Source organism: Celeribacter marinus (assembly GCF_001308265.1).
In the GTDB taxonomy this organism is placed as follows: domain Bacteria; phylum Pseudomonadota; class Alphaproteobacteria; order Rhodobacterales; family Rhodobacteraceae; genus Celeribacter; species Celeribacter marinus.
The window spans coordinates 2,801,489-2,823,368 of record NZ_CP012023.1 but is presented as its reverse complement, the minus strand read 5'-3'; the positions used below and the strand labels follow the sequence as shown (position 1 = coordinate 2,823,368).

Below are 21,880 nucleotides of genomic sequence, written 5' to 3'. Positions count from 1 at the left end.
TCAGAGGTTCGGCCAGATTAGTACCCTGCGATTTTGTTGACCGAGAATAAAAGCGGCTCACCCGCTTCGCTGCGCCGCACATTCTCAGCGATAACCTGAGACGCGGTTGCGGGACGGGTTTCTGCCGCAATGTGAGGCGTCACAGTCACACGCGGGTGGTCCCAATAGGGGTGCGCTTCGGGAAGGGGTTCAGTACGAAACACATCAAGGGTCGCATGCCCGATATGACCCGATGCGAGAGCGGCAAGGAATGCGTCATCGTCGATTAATGCGCCGCGTCCCGGATTTATGATCACTGCGCCTTTGGGCATCAGCGCAAGCGCCTGACGGCTGAGTATATTTTCGGTTGCAGGCGTGTTGGGCAGGAGTGTCACCACGATTTGGGCGCGAGCTAAGACATCGCGCAGGCCCTCGGGACCATGAGCGCAGGTCACGCCCTCTATCTCTTTTGCTGAGCGGGACCACCCCAGCGTGTTGAACCCCAAGTCCGAGAGAGCTTTCGCGCAAAACTGTCCCAAAGCGCCAAGGCCCAAGACTGCAACCGTGCGATCCCGCGCTAATGGTGGGACGACCTGATCCCACACTCCATTCAAGCCATGGATATGTGCATCCATACCCAAATGATGACGCAGGACATGACCTGTCACATAGTCTCGCATGCCAAGCGCTAAACCATCATCGACCATACGACAAAGCGGCTGTGTCAGCGTTGGGTTCGATACAATGCGCTCCACACCCGCCCATAGCGACAACACGGCTTTGGTGCGCACGAATGGCGTAAAGTCCGTGAGGGTCTCATTGGGCGCATAGACGATGTAATCCACATCCTCGGGCGCAGCATCACGGGACAGATGCGCGTCTATACCACGGGCTTTGAGTGCCGCGGGAAGTACATTGCGGTATCCCTCCCAAAGCTTTTCGGGTGCGGAGAATAACAGCGTCAGGGTCATTTGCGGCCTCGTGGGCGGTGGATATGTGCGGACTGGACCACGCCAAAGGCGATCATCAACACCAACATCGCCGAGCCGCCATAAGATACGAGCGGAAGAGGGACACCGACAACGGGCGCCAATCCCATAACCATCGACATATTAACCGCAAAGAACAAAAAGAAGGTCGCGGCAATCCCGATTGTCACGAGCGCACCAAAGCGGTCAGGGTTGCGCATCGCGGAGACGATACAAAACACGACGATGAGTGCATAGAGCATCAGCAATGAAAAACCGCCCAGAAAACCGAATTCTTCCGCCAATGTGGTAAAGATAAAGTCGGTGTGTTTCTCGGGCAAAAAGTTGAGGCGGCTTTGGGTGCCTTGCATAAAGCCACGCCCTGTCCATCCGCCTGATCCAAGCGCAATTTTCGCCTGTGAAATGTGGTAGCCCGCGCCGAGAGGGTCGGATGAGGGATCAAGAAAGGTGTCGATGCGGCGGTATTGGTAGTCTTTTAGCAACTGCCACGTGGTGCCGCGCGAGGTGAAAACGGCCGTGACCAAACCACCAACCATTGCCGCCACTGCGCCAAAATACCACCATGATACACCTGCTGCGAACATGACAATCGCACCGCCGAGCACCAGCAAAATAGAGGTGCCCAGATCGGGTTGTTTGAGGACCAATACTGTTGGCAAGGCGATCAAAAGCACCGGAATTGCGACAAAGAGTGGACGCGAAACCTTTCTGATGTCGAGCCAGTCGTAGTAGGCGGCGATAAACATCACGAGGGTGACTTTCATCAACTCGGACGGTTGCAGTCGCATGAAGCCAAGATCAATCCAGCGCTGAGCGCCCATGCCGACATCGCCGAAAAACTCAACGATCAGCAAAAGGACAAACGACAAGATGTAGCCGACCCCCGCGACATTGCGCCAAAAATAGATTGGCACCATGCCAACAAACAGCATTAAGGCAACGCCAAGCGCGAACCGCTTCATCTGTGGCTCTGCCCATGGGCGAAGTGAGCCGCCCGCGTTGGAATAGAGCATAATGAACCCGACCGAGGCCACCGCCGCAAGCAAGACCACCAAGGCCCAGTTCACATAGAGAATTTTGGACAGGCCCGTGGGGACCGTCTTCATATTGCTTTCAAGATAACTCATGCGCGGCTCTTCTCAGTGTCGGAGCCAGAGGTGTCGCGCAAAGGCAGATTGCGAAAACGCTCGCTTATCGTGCCGCGTTGTGACGACGGATAGCTGTCGAGTGGCGGCAGGTCGCCGTGTAGCGCATACAACATCAGGTCGCGCGCAATCGGGGCCGCTGTTGAGGACCCGCCCCCCCCATGTTCAACCACCACAGAGACCGCATAGCGCGGGTTGTCATAGGGGGCATAGGAGACGAAAAGCGCGTGATCGCGTTCTTCCCATGGGACATTGTTGTTGTTTACAACTTTGTTGCGGACTTGGCTCGTGCCGGTTTTTCCGGCCATCTGGAGGGTTGCATCCGCGATACGCGATGCGTAGGCCGTGCCACGTGATGAGTTGGACACCTCATACATGCCCTGACGTACCGCGCGTAACATGTTCTCATTAATGTCGATCTTTTCGCCGCCTTGGATGCCTTGGTCGACCCCGTCTATGGATTTCACAAGGCGCGGAATGACGGCGCGGCCTGTTGCAATGCGTGCGGTCATAACCGCCAGTTGCATCGGTGTGGTTAGGACAAACCCCTGACCAATGGAGGCGTTGAGGCTGTCGCCAACCACCCATTCGGCTCCGCGATTTTTCAGTTTCCACTGTTTGTCGGGCATCAGGCCCGAACTCATGCCGGGAAGGGGGAGCGCATAGCTGTCGCCGAGGCCAAGTTTACGACCCATCTCTGCAATATTTTCAATGCCGGTGCGCTGCGCCAGTTCGTAGTAATACACATCACAAGAATGGCGCAAAGACCCGACAAGATTGACATTGCCATGGCCCGAGCGTTTCCAGCAGTGAAACCGGCGTCCGCCCACTTCGGTGTGACCGGTACAGCGCACTGTCTCGTCTGAGGTCACGACACCCGCCTCTAACGCGGCAAGGGCGGTGACCATTTTGAATGTCGATCCGGGTGGGTAGGCGCCTTGTACGGATTTGGATGGCAAGGGACGGTACTTGTTTTCCAACAGCGCATTATAATCCGCAACCGAGATGCCGCGCACAAACAGGTTGGGATCAAAGGCGGGCGTTGAGCCAGACGCTAAAACATCCCCTGTTTCAATATCGAGGATGACGGCAGCCGCACTCTCGCCCGCAAGTCGCGCCTGCATAAAGTTTTGCATCTTGTGGTCAAACGTCAACTGAATGTTGGCGCCCGCAATGCCCTCTTGGCGGCCCAACTCGCGAATGATCCGCCCGCGCGCATTTTGCTCGACACGCAACGATCCCGCACGTCCGCGCAAATCTTCTTCAAGTTGGCTTTCAACGCCCGACTTGCCGATTTGAAATTTAGGAATGCGATATAGAGGGTCTATCACGTCCATTTTAGACAAGTTGTAGTCGGACACGGGGCCGACATATCCGACCATATGGGCAAAGTCGTCGTGCAGCGGGTAGCGTCGCGATAGTCCAACCTCAGGCGTCACACCGGGGAGGGCGGGGCCGTTTGCGGAGACGGCGGAAAAGGCCTCCCATGACAACCGGTCGGCAATGGTGACGGGTGCAGATGGACCTGCTTTGCGCAATTCCTCACGCACGCGGGTCTGATCCTCTGGGGGCAAGTTGATCAAGCGCTCTAACTCGACCAACACCTGATCAATTTGATTGGCATCCTCTTTGCGGATAACGATCCGGAACGTTTGCTCGTTTTCTGCGATGACTGCGCCGTTGCGGTCATACAAAAGCCCGCGCGCGGGGGGCAATAGGCGCACCTTGATACGGTTGTCTTCGGCCATAAGGCGAAATTCGTCGGCTTGCTCGACCTGCATATAACGCATGCGCAATCCTAAAATGCCCATAAACGCGAGTTGCGAGCCGCCTAAAAACAAGGCGCGGCGTGATATTTTACGTGCTGATGTCGCTGTGTCTTGGGGAGAGCGGCGCATTATGCTTGGCCTCGCAATTCGTCAGCCTCAGCGGGTGTCAGTCTGCGTACACCCAACATGGACGCGGATACCAACACCACAACAGGATAGACGACCAACGTAGAAATCTGGCCTGAAATCACAAGCCCAAGAGAGGTCAAGTCGACCATGAACACCGCAAGGATTGCACGATAAACGCCAGCCATCGTGAACAACACGCCTGCAATCATCGCCCATTCAACGGCAAATGGCATATCGCGGGATGTTGTCTCGCGTGTGCGCAAAAATTCGAGCGCGATAACACAAAGTGCCGCCCACAGGCCCGGGGGGCGCAAAAACATGAAATCACATATCAAAAAGACCGGCGCGGCCAACCACAAAGGCATCCATGTTGGCCGTCTCAGCACCCATGCAAATGCAAACGCGACAATCAGGTCGGGGCCTGGCCACCGCGCAGTCCCCACATTCAGTGGCAATAGATACAAAAATAGCGCAAGACCTGAAATCGCAACAAAGGCGGCGCGATGGCCCCAGCGGCGTAGCGTACGAGGATCAACCATCGTTTGGCTCCTCGGGCTGAGACACATTTTGATCCGTGGATGCGGCGAAGGGCGATACAGGTTGTGGCCCTGCAATCAAGGCTCCCGGATCAAGGATCTTTTCGCCCTCGTGGGTGCGCAGGACGCGCAGGTAGTCGAGCCGCTCGTAATCTGCGGAGAGCGCCACACGCAAACGACGATCAGGGCCCATAGCAACCTGACCGATCACAAGGCCGGCAGGAAAGACGCCGCCATCGCCCGATGACACAACGCGGTCACCCGGTCGGATCAATTCGGGACTTTCAATGAATTCTAGGGGCGGCTGAGCTGAATTGTCGCCTGAGAGAATAGCGCGCTGACCTGAGGGCTGAATGGTGATTGGCAAACGCGAATTGCTATCGGTGAGCAATATGACGCGGGCCGTGTTTTGCCCGACCCCTGAAATACGACCCACAAGGCCGATCCCGTCCATCGTCGCCCAGCCGTCCATAATGCCATCGCGCGCGCCGACATTGAGCACCACAGATTGACGAAACGGCGATCCGCTATCCGCCATAACCACACCCGTGACATAGGTATATTTTGGATCAATGCGAACTTGGTTCAGATCAAGCAGCTTTGCGTTCTTTTGTTCTAGCTGGAGTGCAGCCTCTTTCCACGCGGCCATCTGGCGCAATTCGCGCCGCAACTCTTGGTTCTGGTCATAAATGCGCTGATAGCTTTGAAATCCCTCAACCATGCCAACGAATTTGGTCACGGGCACCAAGGCCCATTCAAAGGATGGCACGATAGTGTCCACAAGGTTCGCGCGCATCCGCTCAACACGCGGGCTATCAATCCGCCAAAGAACGAAGATTGCCAGAAAGACCAACACCAAAAGCCCGACCAGCAATCGCCGGATCGGGCGGACATAGGTGTCCGATGTGTTTCTGTCTTTAGCCACGATCACCTCTTGTGTTGTGGTGATCCGATGCCCGATGCGTTGGGCGCGGAGGTTTAGCTGTCGTAATCAATTACATGGCGGAGTTGTTTTTCAAACTCCAAGGCTTTTCCTGTTCCCAGAGCCACACAATTGAGCGGCTCATCGGCCACAGAGATCGCCAGACCTGTCTGCTCACGCAAGGCCAGATCGAGATCACCAAGTAGCGCACCACCCCCCGTAAGCATCACGCCACGGTCTACGATGTCTGCCGCAAGGTCGGGCGGGGTGGTTTCAAGCGCTTGCATAACAGCTTCGCAAATTTGCTGCACCGGCTCCGCTAGGGCTTCGGCCACCTGCGCTTGGGTAATCTCGATTTCTTTGGGCACGCCGTTGAGCAAATCACGACCGCGAATGGTCATGACCAAGCCACGTCCGTCATCGGGCATACGTGCCGTACCAATGGTGGTTTTGATCCGCTCGGACGTGCCCTCGCCGATCAGCAGGTTTTGTTGGCGACGCAGATACGCGATGATTGCATCGTCCATACGGTCGCCGCCCACGCGCACAGAGCGCGCGTATACGATGTCGCCAAGGGACAAAACGGCGACTTCAGTCGTCCCGCCGCCGATGTCGACAACCATGTTGCCGGTCGGGTCGGTGATGGGCATGCCTGCACCAATTGCCGCCGCGATCGGCTCCGCAATCAGACCCGCTTTGCGTGCGCCCGCAGACATCACAGACTGACGAATAGCGCGTTTCTCGACGGGTGTCGCACCGTGAGGGACACAAACGATGATTTTGGGCTTGGAGAATGTCGTGCGCTTATGAACCTTGCGGATGAAGTGTTTGATCATCTCTTCCGCGGTGTCAAAATCGGCAATCACACCGTCACGCATCGGGCGGATCGCCTCGATGGAACCGGGTGTTTTCCCGAGCATGTGTTTCGCATCTTCGCCAACAGCGAGGACTTGTTTGCGCCCGTCTTTGACATGATAGGCCACCACTGATGGCTCGTTGAGGATCACGCCCTTGCCCTTGACGTAGACAAGAGTGTTCGCGGTGCCGAGGTCAATCGCCATATCCGCCGAAAAAAGTCCCAAAAAACCCGCCATGATACCCCTAATGTCCAAAATCCCTGCGAGGAGAGAATCCCCGTTATCGAAGGTCTTATAAGTGGCTCTGCGCGCTTGGAAAAGGGAAGGTTGCGCGCAAAGCGGCAAAGCGCCGCCACTTTTGCGTGAAACGACCGATCCTTATTGGATGGTACGCAAGCAGGAGGCGGTGTTTTCACATAAAAATAGAGGCGCAAATAGGATGCGCCTCTATCGTTATTCTGCCGACACGCTGCGCTTAGCTCGCGTCGGTGTATTTCACTTCTTTTACATCCGCACCGGGGGCGGATTTTTCGCGGCGCACCAACAGACGGTTGAGCGCATTGATATAGGCCTTGGCCGAGGCGACAACCGTGTCGGTGTCGCTCGATTGACCCGTGGCGATTTTACCATCTTCCTCAAGGCGCACAGAGACGGTGGCCTGTGCATCTGTGCCTTCGGTCACGGCTTGCACTTGGTAGAGTTGCAACCGCGTGGTCATTGGGAAAATCTCTTTGATTGCCTTGAATGTCGCATCCACGGGACCATCGCCCGTGACGTCCGCCGATTTCTCAACACCATCGACATCCAGAACCATCGACGCCTGTTGCGGGCCTTCGGTGCCACAGATGACTTTGAGCGATTTGAGTTTCACACGATCGTTTTGCTCACCGCCCGCCGTATCATGCAGCAAGGCAATGAGATCGTCGTCAAACACTTCTTTTTTGCGATCAGCCAACCCTTTGAACCGCACAAAGACGTCTTTGAGTTGATTGTCGGCAAGCTCAAATCCCAACTCTTCGAGTTTGGCCCGCAGCGCGGCACGGCCCGAGTGCTTGCCAAGTGGCAGGGATGTCCCCGACAGGCCCACATCCGCAGGGCGCATGATCTCGAATGTTTCGGAGTTTTTGAGCATGCCGTCTTGGTGAATGCCGCTTTCGTGGGCAAAAGCGTTCTTGCCCACAATCGCCTTGTTGAACTGCACGGGGAAGCCCGACACCTGCGCCACACGGCGCGAGATGTTCATGATCTTGGTGGTGTCGATACGGGTCGCGTACGGCATGATGTCGTTGCGCACTTTGAGCGCCATCACGACCTCTTCGAGGGCCGTGTTGCCTGCGCGTTCGCCCAGACCGTTGATCGTGCATTCGATCTGGCGTGCGCCCGCCTCAACCGCAGCAAGCGAGTTGGCGGTCGCCATGCCAAGGTCGTTGTGACAGTGGGTCGCAAAAATGATCTCGTCGGCACCCGGAACGCGTTCAAGCAACATCTTGATAATATCCGAGCTTTCGCGCGGAATGGTGTAGCCGACCGTATCGGGGATGTTGATCGTGGTCGCGCCCGCCTTGATCGCGATTTCGACAACGCGGCACAGATAATCATGTTCGGTGCGGATGGCATCCATCGGTGACCATTGCACATCGTCGCAAAGATTGCGCGCATGGGTCACGGTCTCGTGGATTTTATCGGCCATAGCGTCCATGTCCAGCGCCGTGATGTCACGGTGCAACGGCGAGGTGCCGATAAAGGTGTGGATGCGTGGCTGTGCGGCGTGTTTCACGGCCTCCATACAGCGGTCGATATCCTTAAAGCTGGCGCGGGCAAGGCCACAGATCACCGAGTTCTTAGAATTCTTGGCGATGTCGGAGACGGCTTCGAAATCGCCCTCAGAGGCAATCGGGAACCCCGCCTCGATGATGTCCACGCCCATCTCGTCGAGAAGGCCCGCGATCTCGAGTTTTTCATTGTGGCTCATGGTTGCGCCGGGGGATTGCTCGCCATCGCGCAGTGTCGTGTCGAAAATCAGGACTTGGTCCTGTTTGCTCGTATCAGTCATGTCGAAATTCTCTCTTTAAGTCCTTAGCTTTGGTGCATTGGCGCGGCGGTCACCTCTGAGCATCGCGCCACCGGCACGCTCAGAGGCTGCTAAGGAGGAGAAGGCCACGGCCAAATCCCGCGCTGATGCGCGCGTTTGGATCTTGGTTATGTGTCACCTTCATCATGGATCAGACTATAAGCGCGCCATATTTAAATAAAACCCCCAAAAGTGAACTTTTCGCGCGCGCGGTGCGTATGGATACAAAGGGGATCAGTATGACATCACTTATTATCGGCGCATCTGGGGGCATCGGTGCCGCACTTGCGGCGCGTTTGGAGGCCCAAGGCGATGCTGTGACGCGGCTGTCGCGTGCGGCTGGCGACTTCGACTTTAGCCAACCCGACAGTGTGGGTGACGCGCTCGCCGCGCTCAGTGGGCCGTTTGACCGTGTTATTGTTGCGACTGGAAAACTCGACGGTGCGGGGCATCCGCCCGAGAAATCGCTCAAAGCTCTGACAGCTGCGGCCCTCGCGGATCAGTTCGCGGTCAACACAATTGGTCCGGCCCTTATCTTGCGCGAATTGCCGCGTTTGTTGTCGCGCAGTAAGCCCGCGCATGTGGCGGTTCTCACAGCGCGGGTTGGCTCAATTGGCGACAACAAAGTGGGCGGATGGTATGCCTACCGCGCCGCAAAAGCGGCAACCAACCAGATCGTGCACACGGCCGCGATCGAATTGGCGCGCACCCACAAACAGGCCTGTCTTATTTCCTATCATCCGGGCACGGTCGCGACCAAGTTTACGGCGCATTATCAGGCCAGCCATCCGACCGTCTCCCCCGACGAGGCCGCGCAAAACCTTCTTGGGGTTCTTGCTGGATTGAGCGTCAATCAGTCAGGCGGATTTTATGACTGGCGCGGCGATGAGGTTGCGTGGTGAGCCGTGTCGTTCTGATTTTAGGCGATCAACTGTCACCGGATATCTCGTCGCTCAAAGACGCCGATAGGGACACCGATCTTGTGGTCATGGCCGAGGTCTGTGCCGAGGCGGAGTATGTCGCGCACCATCCCAAAAAGATTGCGCTGATCTTTGCCGCTATGCGCCATTTTGTGATTGAGTTGCGCGACTTGGGTTGGCGCGTTGCCTACACCAAACTGGATGACCCAGATAACACCCATAGCCTCTACGGCGAGGCGCGCCGCTATGCCCAAACGCACGGCGCAGATGAGATCGTGATGACGCAAGCCGGAGAGTGGCGATTGCGCCTTGAGGCAGAGGAAAGCGCGATCCCGATCCGCCAATTGCCCGATCATAGGTTTATAGCGGCTGAGCCTGAATTCGCGCTTTGGGCACAGGGGCGCAAGGCGCTGCGCATGGAGTATTTTTACCGTGATATGCGCCGTAAGACCGGCTTGTTGATGGACGGTGATGCGCCGTGTGGGGGAAAGTGGAATTTCGATCACGACAATCGCAAGCCCGCGCAAGTCGATTTGTTTGCCAAAGGGCCGCCGCAGTTTGAGCCTGATGACATAACGAAAGACGTGCTTGAACTGGTGGCGGCGCGGTTCGGAAAAAACTTTGGCGATTTGCACCCCTTTTGGCTTGCGGTCACGCGCGCGGATGCACGCGCGGCGCAGGCGCATTTTCTGGATCATCATCTTGCTGACTTTGGCACCTATCAAGATGCAATGTTGGAGGCGGACAAGTTTTTGCACCACGCGGTCCTCTCCCCCTATATCAATATAGGGTTGCTGGACCCGTTGGAGCTATGTCGTGAGGTTGAAAAACGTTACCGCGCCGGTGATGTGCCGCTCAACTCTGCCGAAGGGTTTATACGGCAAATCATTGGTTGGCGCGAATATGTGCGTGGGCTTTATATCCTCGAAGGGCCGGACTACACGCACCGCAACGTCCTTGATCACCATCGACCTTTGCCGCCCTTGTATTGGGGGGCCGAGACCAAGATGAATTGTATGTCGCGCGCGGTCGAGCAAACGCGCACAGATGCCTATGCCCACCACATTCAGCGCCTGATGGTGACAGGTAACTTTGCGCTTTTGGCGGGCGTTGCGCCCTATGAGGTGCACGAATGGTATCTCGCTGTTTATGCGGATGCATTCGAATGGGTTGAAGCTCCCAATACGGTCGGCATGAGCCAGTTTGCAGATGGTGGGATCATTGCGTCAAAACCCTACATCTCGAGCGGAAATTACATCAATAAGATGTCCGACTACTGCAAGGGCTGCCACTATAAGGTTGCGACCAAAACGGGTGAGGGGGCATGCCCGTTCAACCTCTTGTACTGGCATTTTCTGGATCGTCACCGCGATAGGTTCGCGCGCAATCCGCGCATGGCGCAGATGTACCGCACTTGGGACCGGATGGACGACGACAAATGCGCAACCGTATTGCGAGAGGCTGAGGTGGTTTTGGAGCGTTTGTCTCGTGGCGCGCCAGTGTAATGATCCGCGCGCCTATTCGGTGGGGGCGGGCGGGGTGTCATCCTCAGGCGCAGTTTCGGCGGCTTTGGATATCAACGCGCCTTCGGCCCATTCCCCCGTTGCAATCTCGCCTGTGGCATAAGTGATCGTACCCGTGCCTTGGCGTTTGCCGTCGACGAACATACCCTCGTAAATGTCACCGTTGGCATAGGTAGCTTTGCCCATGCCATTGAATTCGCCATCAGCCCATGCGCCCGTGTACGTGAAGCCTGACGGCATAATGGCGGTGCCTTGTCCTTCGCGGCGGCCCGCGACGAAATAGCCCTCATATGCTGTGCCATCGGCGTAGGTCGCTTTGCCGGTGCCTTCGCGTACGCCGTCAACCCACATGCCATCGTAGATGAACCCGTCTGTGTAGGTCATTTTGCCTATGCCGTGATTGCGAGCATTTTTAAACGCGCCTTCATAGATCAGGCCATTGGCATATTTCGCCATTCCTGTGCCTTCGATAATACCGTATTGCCAATCGCCCTCATAGGTCGTGCCAGATGGGTAGGTGATCATGCCTTTTCCGTGGCTCAGATCATCAAGGAACTCGCCCACATAAATCGAACCGTCAGGATGCACGACGCGTCCGTTGCCCTCAATGCGCCCTTGTGTCCATTGACCTTGGTAGGTGTAACCATCGGTGCCGGTGTAGGTGCCAATACCGTGGCGTTTGTCATCTACAAACGCGCCCTCATAGAGGTCGCCGTTGGCGTAGGTGACTTGTCCCGCCCCCTCACGTTTGCCGTCTTTGAGGTCACCCACATAGACGTCACTGTTGGGCTGTGTAATCGTGCCCGTTCCGTTGCACTGGTTATCGACCCATGTGCAATCGAACACCAAGCCGTCCGGCATCGTCAATAGGCCCACGCCCTCGCGTTGATCATTCGCCAACTCGCCCACGTATGTGGCACCCTCGGGATATGTGATTGTGCCTTTGCCTTGCTTGACGCCATTGACCCACGCGCCCTCGTAGACGTAGCCGGACGGGCTTTCCATGCGACCTTGACCGTGATGGTTCGCCGCAAGAAAGCCGCCCTCATAGGTCACACCGTTGGCATAAGTGGCGGTTCCCGACCCCGTGGCCTCGCCGTCGACCCAGTCGCCCTCGTACGTGCCGCCATCGGCATAGGTGATTTTTCCGAACCCGTGCGGCTTGCCCTTTGCAAAGGCACCTTCATACACCGAGCCATCAGGATAGCGTGCGAGGCCTTCGCCTACGATTTCGCCCTCGACCCATTCGCCCGTGTATTCAAACCCTGAGGGGAGGCGGTAGGAGCCAACGCCATGTTGAACGCCATCCTTGAACGTTCCCTCATAAATGCCACCCTGATCATTTTGGCGGGTGATGACCTCGCCGGCGTCTTGAGCGTAGAGTGGGGATACGGTGAGGGAAAGCACGGCGCCTACTAAGGCCGCGGATGTGAGAAGTATCGAGCGTTTCACCTGTCTTACCTCTTATCTGGGTCTTGCCCGTATCGCACTGCGCGCCGTTTTGGCTGTCGGGTCTTTTCGTTGGCGCAAGCCTAAAGGTGTCTTGCGTCATGAGCAAATGTTTTTGCCGTGATCGGCTTTCCCTTGCCGCACAGTCTGATAAACCCAAACGTAACAAAGCAAAGGCGTGCGAGATGACCGACAAATTCCGTTTGACCATGGCGCAATTGAACCCAGTCGTGGGGGCGATTGACAAAAACGCAGATGCCGTGCGTGCCGCTTACGCAACGGGTAAGGCCGCGGGATCGGATTATGTCGTGTTCCCCGAATTGTTTGTGATCGGATACCAGCCGCAAGATTTGGTGAAAAAGCCCGCGTTGGTGAATGCCGCTATGGCAAAGATGGAGGAATTGGCAGCCCTTACGTTAGACGGTCCTGCCATGGCTGTGGGCGCGCCTTATGCGTACTCTGATGCGCTTTACAACGGGTATTGGATTTTGGCCGAGGGTCAGGTCAAGCAAGTGCTGCGCAAGCACCGCCTGCCCAACTTCAACGTCTTTGACGAGAAGCGCCTGTTTGCCGAAGGTCCGCTTGAGGGACCGTATGCTATTGGTCCTATGCGGATCGGTTCGCCTATTTGTGAGGACGCGTGGCACGAGGATGTCGCCGAAGCCCAAGTCGAAAGTGGTGCCGAAATTCTCATCGTACCCAACGGCTCGCCGTATTTTCGCAACAAATTTGATGTGCGGCTAAGCCACATGGTTGCCCGTGTCACCGAAAATGATGTGCCGCTCGTCTATCTCAATATGGTTGGCGGCCAAGATGATCAGGTGTTTGACGGTGGCTCCTTCGTCCTCAACCGCCATGGCAAACCCGCCCACATTCTCCCCGCGTTTGACGAATGCATCCGCCACGTTGATTTTGTCAAAGACGCGGATGGTTGGGTCGCACTGGATGGCGAAATCGTTCCTCAACCCGATGCATGGGAACAAGATTACCGCGTGATGGTCGAGGCTTTGCGTGATTACCTACGTAAAACAGGGTTCAAGAAAGTCGTGCTGGGTCTATCGGGCGGGATCGATAGCGCCATTGTTGCCACCATCGCCACAGATGCGCTTGGCCCCGACAATGTTCACTGTGTGATGCTACCCTCTGAATACACCTCGCAAGGCTCGCTTGAGGATGCCAAAGACATCGCCGAGCGCCTTGGGTGTCGCTATGATTTTGTGCCGATTTCCGAAGGGCGTGACGCGATCACCGACACACTTGCGCCGCTGTTTGCGGGCTATGAGGACGATTTGACGGAGGAAAACCTCCAGTCACGTCTACGCGGTCTGTTGCTGATGGCGCTGTCTAACAAGTTTGGTTCCATGCTTTTGACCACGGGGAATAAATCCGAAGTTGCGGTGGGGTACTGCACGATCTACGGCGATATGAACGGCGGCTATAACCCGATCAAAGACCTCTACAAAACCCGTGTGTTCGAGCAATGTCGTTGGCGCAACGCCAATCACCGCGATTGGATGATGGGACCAGAGGGAGAGGTCATCCCTGTGTCGATCATCGACAAGCCGCCATCAGCGGAGTTGCGCCCTGACCAACGTGATGATGACAGCTTGCCGCCCTATGAGGTGCTCGATGCAATCCTTGAGGGGCTTGTGGATCGTGACGAAAGCGTGGCCGATCTCGTGGCTAAGGGGTTCGAGCGTGATATCGTGAAACGAGTGGAGCACTTGCTCTACATTTCCGAATACAAGCGGTTTCAATCCGCACCTGGTCCGCGCCTGACCCATGCGGCGTTCTGGCTTGATCGTCGCTATCCCATCGTCAATGGATGGCGCGACCCAAGTTAGGGTGTGCTAAACCTCAACCAATTCGCAGTCGGATAGAAGTGCTGAAACGTCCGCAGCATGACACAGCTTTGTCCCCTCGGTCATAACCGCAGCCGAGGCCGCCGCCGTGCCGAATACAAGCGCGTCTATCTGTGTGTCGCCACGCGACATGGCCATGCAAAACGCCCCGACAAAGCTATCGCCCGCCCCAACGGCAGAAACGACTTGGGCGGGATCAATCGCACGCGCGCAATGCCAGCGGCCATCTCGATTGACCAAAGTGGACCCGTCCGACCCGCGCGCGATGATCACGTTTTGCGCCACGCCGCGCGCCACGAGATCAGCGGCAAACTCAGCGGTATTGACGCGACTAAGTAGGGGACGATCGGCCAAATTCTCAGCCTCGACATCATCCATGCGCAAAACAAACGGACCCACGCAGGATTGGGTGAGCGCGCGCAGCGGCGCGCCAGAGGTGTCCACAAACAAACGGCATTTTTTGGGTGCGAGAGCGCGGTTCAATCGGGCGGGAAAATCCACCGGAACGCCGGGTGGTTGTGATCCTGAGAGCACGACAATGGCGTTGTGTGGTGCGGCCGCTCCTATGGCATGTAGCGCGTCGTTCACCATGTGGTCATCCCAGACCGGACCGGGCATCACGAACCTGAATTGTGCGCCCGATGACTTATCGGTGATAGACATGGATTGCCGTGTGTCGCCCGTGACGGAAAACGCCGTAAACTTGACATGCTCACTTGCCAATAGCCGCAACAACCGCGCACCGGTTTCGCCGCCTGTCGCAACGAAGGCGGTGCTTTTTCCACCTAAAAATTTGATGGCCCGTGACACGTTTATACCCCCGCCACCCGGATCAGCGACAGGCGCATCGCACCTCACCTTTGGTCCCGCCACAACCTCAGGGGCGTGTGTTGACAGATCGACAGTCGGGTTAAGGGTGATTGTGAGGATGTCAGCCATCTGTGCGGTCCCGTCTTCGAGGAGATTTTGCATCAGCCTAACGCAGATGGCACCAGACGCCTTGATTCAAATCACAAAGAGGCGGGATGTTGCCGCTGTGCGCGTTCAGTCTACTGTCCACCACTTATCGATGGTTGCAATATCGTCGTCGGACCATCCAAAATGATGCGCCAACTCATGGATGGTTACATGTGCAACCATCTGGTGCAGGGTTACGTTCCCGCGCATCAGCCACTCGTCCAGTATCGGACGGCGAAATAGCCAAATGGTGTCGGGTGCCGTAGCCTGATCCATCACCGATTTTTCGGTCAAGGGAATGCCAGTGTAAAGCCCTGTCAACTCAAACGGATCTTCGATGCCGATCTCGCCGAGCAAATCCTCGGGCGCAAAATCCATCACGGATAGCGCAATTTGTGAGGCTAGAACCTTGAACGCGGGCGGCAGTGCGGACATCGTCGCGCGCGCAATATCCTCGACCTGATCTAGGTCGGGCGCAAGTGCATCGAGCGGTGTTTGGATCACGGTATCAGACATGGGGTAACCTTATGAACGTAGCCTTCCCGATATGGACTCTTTGCGCGCAATATGAAAGAGCAAGCGGCAACAGGAGATCGTCATGACCGTCACACGTTTCGCCCCGTCGCCTACGGGCTATATCCACATCGGCAACTTGCGCACTGCGCTTTTTAACTTCCTCATCGCCCGCAAAAACGGCGGCCAGTTTATCTTGCGTCTGGATGACACCGATCCCGAGCGCTCGAAACAGGAATATGCCGATGCGATCATGGAAGACCTCGAATGGCTTGGCCTGACGTGGGACCGCGTGGAAAAACAATCCGAGCGGCTTGATCGCTATAATCAGGCGGCCGACGAGCTGCGCGCCAGTGCCCGGTTCTACGAGTGTTTCGAGACGCCCGTCGAATTGGACCTCAAGCGTAAAAAACAACTCAACATGGGCAAGCCGCCCGTATACGACCGCGCGCATCTGACGCTTTCGGACGACGAGAAAGCCAAGTTGCGCGCCGAGCGCGGCGATGGGGTGTGGCGGTTCAAACTGGACCAAGAACGCATTGAGTGGACCGATGGCATTTTGGGCGATCTGTCGATTGATGCCGCGTCCGTGTCCGATCCGGTTTTGATCCGCGCTGACGGTCAGTTTTTGTACACGCTCGCGTCCGTTTGCGACGATATCGATTACGGCATCACCAATGTTGTACGCGGGTCCGATCACGTCACCAACACCGCCACACAAATCCAGATTATCAAAGCGCTCGGTGGCACAGTGCCGACCTTTGCGCACCACTCGCTGTTGACTGGCCCCGAGGGCGAAGCGCTATCCAAGCGTCTTGGCACCTTGTCGCTGCGTGATCTGCGCGCGCAAGGTATCGAGCCTATGGCGCTTTTGTCGTTGATGGCGCGTCTCGGTTCGTCTCAGCCCGTGGAGTTGCGCGCGACGATGGACGAGTTGATCGACGGGTTCGATGTCGCGTCTTTTGGCTCTGCCCCGACTAAGTTCGACCCAAAAGATTTGTTGCCCCTGTCGGCACAAGTCAACCACACCCGTCCGTTCGCCGATGTCAAAGACGAGGTCGCGGCCCTTGGTGTGCCCGATGGTCAGGCCGAAGCATTCTGGACCGTTGTGCGCGAAAACATCACCGTAAAAGCTGATATGGCTGGTTGGTGGGAGTTGTTTCGCGATGGGGCGACGCCGCTTATCGACGATGAGGACACGGATTTCATCACCGAAGCCTTCACCATGCTTCCTGCGCATCCCTACACATTGGACACGTGGAAAGAGTGGACCACCGCCGTCAAAGACGCCACGGGCCGAAAAGGCAAAGGTCTATTTATGCCGCTACGCAAGGCTGTAACGGGAATGGAGCGCGGCCCTGACATGTCGAACGTCATGCCGTTGTTGCAAAAGGCACCTGCGCTATAATCGCCAAGGTGCGTTTGATCTAAATCTATACAAACCCGTCCATGCCACATGCGCATTGGGCGGGTTTTGTGTTCTTTGGTTTGCCGAGGCGCACTTGGCCCTTGCCCCGAATCTGAGGCTCGCATAACGTCCGCAAAATATCTCGCGTTGGGAGAACGGAAGGGCATAGTCCCCCGTGCCGAAGGAGCAACCGCCCCGGTAAACTCTCAGGCAAATGGACCTTCGCGAGGTCAAAACTCTGGAGAGAGGTGCCTCGCGCATCCGCCGAAGGGATAACGATCTCAGGCGCACAGGACAGAGGGGGCATCGGGCAGGGATTTCCCTGTCGTGATGTCGGTTGATTTGTCACCGGCGAGAACGACCTGAAGAGGTCGGAAAGAGGATGACATGACGGCTCTAAACAAAACCCCACTTTATGATTTTCACATTTCCCAACAGGCTAAAATGGTGCCGTTTGCGGGGTATGATATGCCTGTGCAATATCCGCTTGGCGTGATGAAAGAGCACTTGCACACGCGTGCTGCTGCGGGCCTGTTCGATGTTAGTCACATGGGCCAAGTCATGTTGACGTCCGATCAGGGTCTTGAGGCATTGTGCCTCGCTCTTGAGGCGCTTGTGCCCGTGTCGATCACGGGGATCGCGGCGGGGCGTCAACGCTACGGCGTGTTCACAAACGAGGCGGGTGGGATCCTAGATGATCTGATGATCGCCAACACAGGTGACGCCCTGTTTCTTGTGGTGAATGCGGCGTGTAAATCTGAGGACATCGCACACCTCAAAGCAAACTTGCCCGCGCATGTAACGGTGAGCGAAATCACCGACCGCGCGCTCTTGGCGTTGCAAGGCCCAAGTGCCGAAACGGCCCTATCGCGCCTCGTTCCATCCGTGACCGAGATGCGGTTTATGGACAGTCACCGCATTGATGTGGACGGCACCGAGTGGTGGATTTCGCGCTCTGGCTACACAGGGGAAGACGGGTTCGAAATCTCGCTACCTGCGGACGCCGCCGAAGCCTTTGCACAGACGATTTGTGACATGGACGAGGTTGCCCCAATTGGTCTTGGAGCGCGTGACAGTTTGCGCCTTGAGGCGGGTCTTTGCCTCTATGGTCACGATATCGACACCACCACCTCACCCGCCGAGGGCAATATCGCATGGGCCATTCAAAAAGTGCGCCGCACTGACGGCGCGCGCGCGGGTGGGTTTGCCGGAGAGGCGCGTATTCTGGCCGAACTGGACGGTGCGCCCACACGATTGCGTGTTGGCCTATTGCCACAGGGTCGCGCGCCGATGCGTGAAGGCACGCCCCTCTTCGCGAGCCAAGACAGTGCGGACCAGATTGGCGTCATCACGTCTGGTGGCTTTGCCCCCTCACTCGAACACCCAATTGCCATGGGCTACCTGCCCATCGAGCTAAGTGCATCCGGCACCGAAGTTTTTGCGGAGCTGCGTGGTAAGCGCCTACCTGTTCATGTCACTGACATGCCGTTTCGCCCCTCAACCTATAAACGCTAACCCCATCCAAAAAGGGACACCTCACATGGCTAACGATATTAAATTTACCGAAGAACACGAATGGCTCCGCGTTGAGGACGACCTCGTCGTTGTTGGCATCACGGAACATGCGGCAACCGCCCTTGGCGATGTTGTCTTTATTGAGCTTCCCGACGAGGGCACAACCGTATCCAAAGACGACGAAGTTGTGGTGATTGAGTCTGTCAAAGCGGCCTCAGACATTCTTGCGCCGCTCGATGGTGAAATCGTCGAAGTGAACGGACCACTTGCCGAAGACCCCGGTAAGGTGAACGAAGACCCGCTTGGCGATGCATGGTTCTTTAAGATGAAAGTGGACGATATGTCTGCGCTCGACGACCTCATGACCGAGGCCGAATACAAAGCCCATATCGGCTAACCAACGCCTCAGGCCCGACATTGCAAGGATTGCTGCCCGTGACCTACACGCCCTCGACTTATAACCCGTACGACTTCGCCAATCGCCGCCACATCGGCCCGTCTCCCGCCGAGATGGCCGAGATGCTCAAGGCGATTGGTGCGGCGTCTCTTGATACCTTGATTGACGAGACAGTTCCGATGTCGATCCGCCAGTTGGAGCCTTTGACATGGGATCCAATGACGGAACATGAGGTTCTTGATCACATGCGTGAGGTCGCAGGGCGTAACACGGTCATGACCTCGCTGATTGGTCAGGGGTACTACGGCACCGCCACGCCCCCCGCGATCCAACGCAATATTCTGGAAAATCCTGCGTGGTATACGGCCTACACGCCGTACCAACCCGAGATCGCGCAGGGGCGCCTTGAGGCTTTGCTCAACTATCAAACGATGGTCTGCGATATGACGGGTTTGCCCGTAGCCAACGCATCGTTGCTAGATGAGGCAACGGCGTGCGCCGAGGCCATGACGATGGCACAGCGCGTCTCCAAATCAAAGATGACGCGTTTCTTTATTGATGAAAACTGTCATCCGCAAAACATCGAAGTGATGAAAACCCGCGCGGCCCCATTGGGTATTGATGTGATTGTGGGCAATCCTGATGATCTGGACGCGACCAAAGTGTTCGGCGCGATTTTCCAATATCCGGGAACCTTTGGTGAGGTGCGTGATTTCACATCCCACATCACGGCGTTGCACGGCACAAAAGCCATTGCGATCATGGCGACGGATCTTATGGCGCTGACGTTGCTTAAAGATCCCGGTGCTATGGGGGCTGATATTGCGGTTGGATCGTCGCAACGGTTTGGCGTTCCTATGGGCTTTGGCGGTCCGCACGCGGCGTTTATGTCCTGTGCTGACGCGATCAAACGCGCGATGCCCGGCCGGATCGTCGGTGTGTCCATCGACAGCCGTGGCGAGCGGGCCTATCGCCTGAGCCTACAAACGCGCGAGCAACATATTCGTCGTGAAAAAGCGACCTCCAATGTGTGTACGGCACAGGCGTTGTTGGCTGTGATGGCCTCGTTCTATGCCGTTTTTCACGGCCCAACAGGCCTACGTGCAATCGGCGAGCGCATCCATTTTAATGCCGTCCGCTTGGCGCAGGGGTTAAAGGCCGAAGGGTTCGATGTGGCACCCACGGCGTTCTTTGATACGATCACGGTCAATGTCGGTGCGATGCAGGGGGTTATCTTGCGCTCTGCCGTGGCCGAGGGCGTCAACTTGCGCAAAATCGGCAAGGATCGTATTGGCATTGCGGTCGATGAAATGACCGGCCCCGCGATTATCGAAAAAGTGTGGCGCGCCTTTGGTCACGAGGCCAAAGCGGATGATGCTCCTACGGCTTTGGGCATTCCGGATACGTTGGTGCGGACCAGCGATTATTTGACCCACCCGATCTTTGGCATGAACCGCGCCGAAGGTGAAATGATGCGCTATATGCGCCGCTTGGCCGACCGCGATCTCGCCCTTGATCGCGCGATGATCCCGCTTGGATCTTGCACGATGAAGCTGAACGCCGCCGTAGAAATGATGCCTGTCACATGGCCGGAATTCAACGCGATGCACCCCTATGCGCCTGTCGATCAGTCGCAGGGATATGTCGAAATGATCGACGACCTGAACGCCAAATTGTGTGAGATCACAGGGTATGATGCCATGTCGATGCAGCCCAATTCGGGCGCGCAGGGCGAATATGCGGGTCTTTTGACCATTATGGCGTACCACCGTGCAAACGGGCAGGGTGAGCGCAATATCTGCCTGATTCCGGTCTCCGCTCATGGTACGAACCCCGCCTCTGCGCAGATGTGCGGGATGCAGGTTGTGGTGGTGAAATCTGCCGCAAATGGTGACATTGATGTTGAGGACTTTCGGGCCAAGGCCGAAGCCGCGGGTGACAAACTTGCCGCCTGTATGATCACATATCCCTCGACCCACGGCGTGTTCGAGGAAACGGTGAAAGACGTCTGTGACATCACCCATGAATTTGGGGGTCAGGTCTATCTCGATGGTGCGAACCTCAACGCCCTCGTCGGTCTCGCAAAACCAGGTGAAATCGGATCTGATGTGAGCCACCTCAATTTGCACAAGACGTTCTGCATTCCGCATGGCGGCGGTGGTCCGGGCATGGGGCCGATTGGCGTCAAAAGCCACCTTGCTCGGTTCTTGCCGGGTGATCCTTTGGGCGGCGGTGCGACCGGACCGGTATCGGCCGCGAACTTTGGCTCCGCATCCATTTTACCAATCTCGTGGGCCTATTGTATGCTCATGGGGGGTGAGGGTCTTACGCAAGCGACAAAAGTCGCCATTTTGAACGCGAACTATATGGCGGCGCGACTTGAGCCTGCCTTCCCTGTGCTGTTCAAAGGCAAGCAAGGTCGCGTGGCGCATGAGTGCATCATTGATCCGCGCGCCATTAACGAGGCCACTGGAACGGGTGTTGACGATATTGCGAAGCGGTTGATGGACAGCGGTTTCCACGCTCCAACAATGTCTTGGCCCGTGTCAGGCACGTTGATGATTGAGCCGACTGAGTCCGAGACAAAGGCAGAGCTAGACCGGTTTATCGAAGCGATGCTCTCTATTCGCTCCGAGTTGGCGGCGATCGAGGCCGGTGATTTGCCGCGCGACAACAACCCGCTTGTTCACGCGCCGCACACGGTCAACGATTTGGTCGCCGAATGGGATCGACCCTACAGCCGCGAACAGGCGTGTTTCCCGCCTGGCTCGTTCCGCGTTGATAAATACTGGCCACCTGTTGGCCGTGTCGACAATGCGTATGGCGACCGAAATCTGATCTGCTCTTGTCCACCTGTTGAGAGTTACATCGAAGCCGCTGAATGATCAAAAGGCCCCGCCCGAAAGGTGCGGGGCCTTGAATTTTGCGGCTGCGCGCCT

General features: G+C 56.7%; 17 protein-coding genes and 1 riboswitch. Of the genes, 7 read left to right on the top strand and 10 right to left on the bottom strand.

What is annotated here, in order from left to right:
• Positions 1-17 precede the first annotated feature (17 nt).
• The 7 genes from IMCC12053_RS13980 to IMCC12053_RS13950 all read right to left on the bottom strand — a co-directional run bounded on the left by IMCC12053_RS13980 (position 18) and on the right by IMCC12053_RS13950 (position 8,379).
• A complete protein-coding gene (locus IMCC12053_RS13980; protein WP_062220091.1) occupies positions 18-950 on the bottom strand; it encodes a 2-hydroxyacid dehydrogenase in 933 nt (310 codons plus the stop codon).
• Complete coding sequence (gene rodA / locus IMCC12053_RS13975) at positions 947-2,095, bottom strand: rod shape-determining protein RodA (RefSeq protein ID WP_062220088.1); 1,149 nt, start codon at positions 2,093-2,095, stop codon at positions 947-949. Before rodA ends, IMCC12053_RS13980 begins: the two co-directional genes overlap by 4 nt.
• Positions 2,092-4,011: a penicillin-binding protein 2 gene (gene mrdA, locus IMCC12053_RS13970; protein ID WP_062220084.1), complete on the bottom strand. Its 1,920-nt coding sequence runs from the start codon at positions 4,009-4,011 to the stop codon at positions 2,092-2,094. The genes rodA and mrdA overlap by 4 nt, the downstream gene beginning before the upstream one ends.
• Positions 4,011-4,550, bottom strand: coding sequence for a hypothetical protein (locus IMCC12053_RS13965; RefSeq protein WP_062220081.1), 540 nt, complete (start codon positions 4,548-4,550; stop codon positions 4,011-4,013). The genes mrdA and IMCC12053_RS13965 overlap by 1 nt, the downstream gene beginning before the upstream one ends.
• The gene (mreC, locus tag IMCC12053_RS13960) at positions 4,543-5,472 is read right to left on the bottom strand and encodes a rod shape-determining protein MreC (protein WP_062220079.1); all 930 of its coding nucleotides are present in this window, start codon (positions 5,470-5,472) and stop codon (positions 4,543-4,545) included. The genes IMCC12053_RS13965 and mreC overlap by 8 nt, the downstream gene beginning before the upstream one ends.
• Before the next feature lie 53 nt (positions 5,473-5,525).
• Entirely contained in the window at positions 5,526-6,563 is a 1,038-nt protein-coding gene (locus IMCC12053_RS13955) for a rod shape-determining protein (RefSeq protein ID WP_062220077.1), read from the bottom strand.
• A gap of 238 nt (positions 6,564-6,801) precedes the next feature.
• Positions 6,802-8,379 carry a 2-isopropylmalate synthase gene (locus tag IMCC12053_RS13950; RefSeq protein WP_062220075.1) on the bottom strand — a complete coding sequence of 526 codons (1,578 nt, stop codon included), beginning with the start codon at positions 8,377-8,379 and terminating at the stop codon, positions 6,802-6,804.
• A gap of 257 nt (positions 8,380-8,636) precedes the next feature.
• Between IMCC12053_RS13950 and IMCC12053_RS13945 the strand changes: the two genes are divergently transcribed.
• Both IMCC12053_RS13945 and IMCC12053_RS13940 read left to right on the top strand, forming a co-directional pair.
• Positions 8,637-9,299 (top strand): SDR family NAD(P)-dependent oxidoreductase, encoded by a 663-nt coding sequence (locus IMCC12053_RS13945; protein WP_236852435.1) that lies wholly within the window; start codon positions 8,637-8,639, stop codon positions 9,297-9,299.
• Positions 9,293-10,822 (top strand): cryptochrome/photolyase family protein, encoded by a 1,530-nt coding sequence (locus IMCC12053_RS13940; protein WP_062220073.1) that lies wholly within the window; start codon positions 9,293-9,295, stop codon positions 10,820-10,822. Before IMCC12053_RS13945 ends, IMCC12053_RS13940 begins: the two co-directional genes overlap by 7 nt.
• A 12-nt stretch (positions 10,823-10,834) precedes the next feature.
• Here IMCC12053_RS13940 and IMCC12053_RS13935 read toward each other — a convergent pair whose 3' ends face one another.
• Positions 10,835-12,292, bottom strand: coding sequence for an MORN repeat-containing protein (locus IMCC12053_RS13935; protein ID WP_062220071.1), 1,458 nt, complete (start codon positions 12,290-12,292; stop codon positions 10,835-10,837).
• A 182-nt stretch (positions 12,293-12,474) separates the two neighbouring features.
• Between IMCC12053_RS13935 and IMCC12053_RS13930 the strand changes: the two genes are divergently transcribed.
• Entirely contained in the window at positions 12,475-14,133 is a 1,659-nt protein-coding gene (locus tag IMCC12053_RS13930; protein WP_062221371.1) for an NAD+ synthase, read from the top strand.
• A 6-nt stretch (positions 14,134-14,139) separates the two neighbouring features.
• Here IMCC12053_RS13930 and IMCC12053_RS13925 read toward each other — a convergent pair whose 3' ends face one another.
• Entirely contained in the window at positions 14,140-15,090 is a 951-nt protein-coding gene (locus IMCC12053_RS13925; RefSeq protein ID WP_062221368.1) for a 1-phosphofructokinase family hexose kinase, read from the bottom strand.
• A gap of 105 nt (positions 15,091-15,195) precedes the next feature.
• Positions 15,196-15,624 carry a metallopeptidase family protein gene (locus IMCC12053_RS13920; RefSeq protein ID WP_062220069.1) on the bottom strand — a complete coding sequence of 143 codons (429 nt, stop codon included), beginning with the start codon at positions 15,622-15,624 and terminating at the stop codon, positions 15,196-15,198.
• Between the two features lie 82 nt (positions 15,625-15,706).
• Between IMCC12053_RS13920 and gltX the strand changes: the two genes are divergently transcribed.
• From gltX to gcvP, 4 genes are all read left to right on the top strand, one after another.
• The gene (gene gltX, locus IMCC12053_RS13915) at positions 15,707-17,029 is read left to right on the top strand and encodes a glutamate--tRNA ligase (RefSeq protein ID WP_062220067.1); all 1,323 of its coding nucleotides are present in this window, start codon (positions 15,707-15,709) and stop codon (positions 17,027-17,029) included.
• Between the two features lie 138 nt (positions 17,030-17,167).
• A riboswitch (glycine riboswitch) is annotated at positions 17,168-17,261 on the top strand.
• Positions 17,262-17,416: 155 nt separating this feature from the next.
• On the top strand, positions 17,417-18,544 hold the full coding sequence (gene gcvT / locus IMCC12053_RS13910; protein ID WP_062220065.1) for a glycine cleavage system aminomethyltransferase GcvT: 1,128 nt from the start codon (positions 17,417-17,419) through the stop codon (positions 18,542-18,544).
• 37 nt (positions 18,545-18,581) lie between these two features.
• Positions 18,582-18,941 (top strand): glycine cleavage system protein GcvH, encoded by a 360-nt coding sequence (gcvH, locus tag IMCC12053_RS13905; protein ID WP_062221365.1) that lies wholly within the window; start codon positions 18,582-18,584, stop codon positions 18,939-18,941.
• 38 nt (positions 18,942-18,979) lie between these two features.
• Positions 18,980-21,826, top strand: a complete 2,847-nt coding sequence (gcvP, locus tag IMCC12053_RS13900; RefSeq protein ID WP_062220063.1) for an aminomethyl-transferring glycine dehydrogenase — start codon at positions 18,980-18,982, stop codon at positions 21,824-21,826.
• The last annotated feature ends 54 nt before the right edge of the window (positions 21,827-21,880 follow it).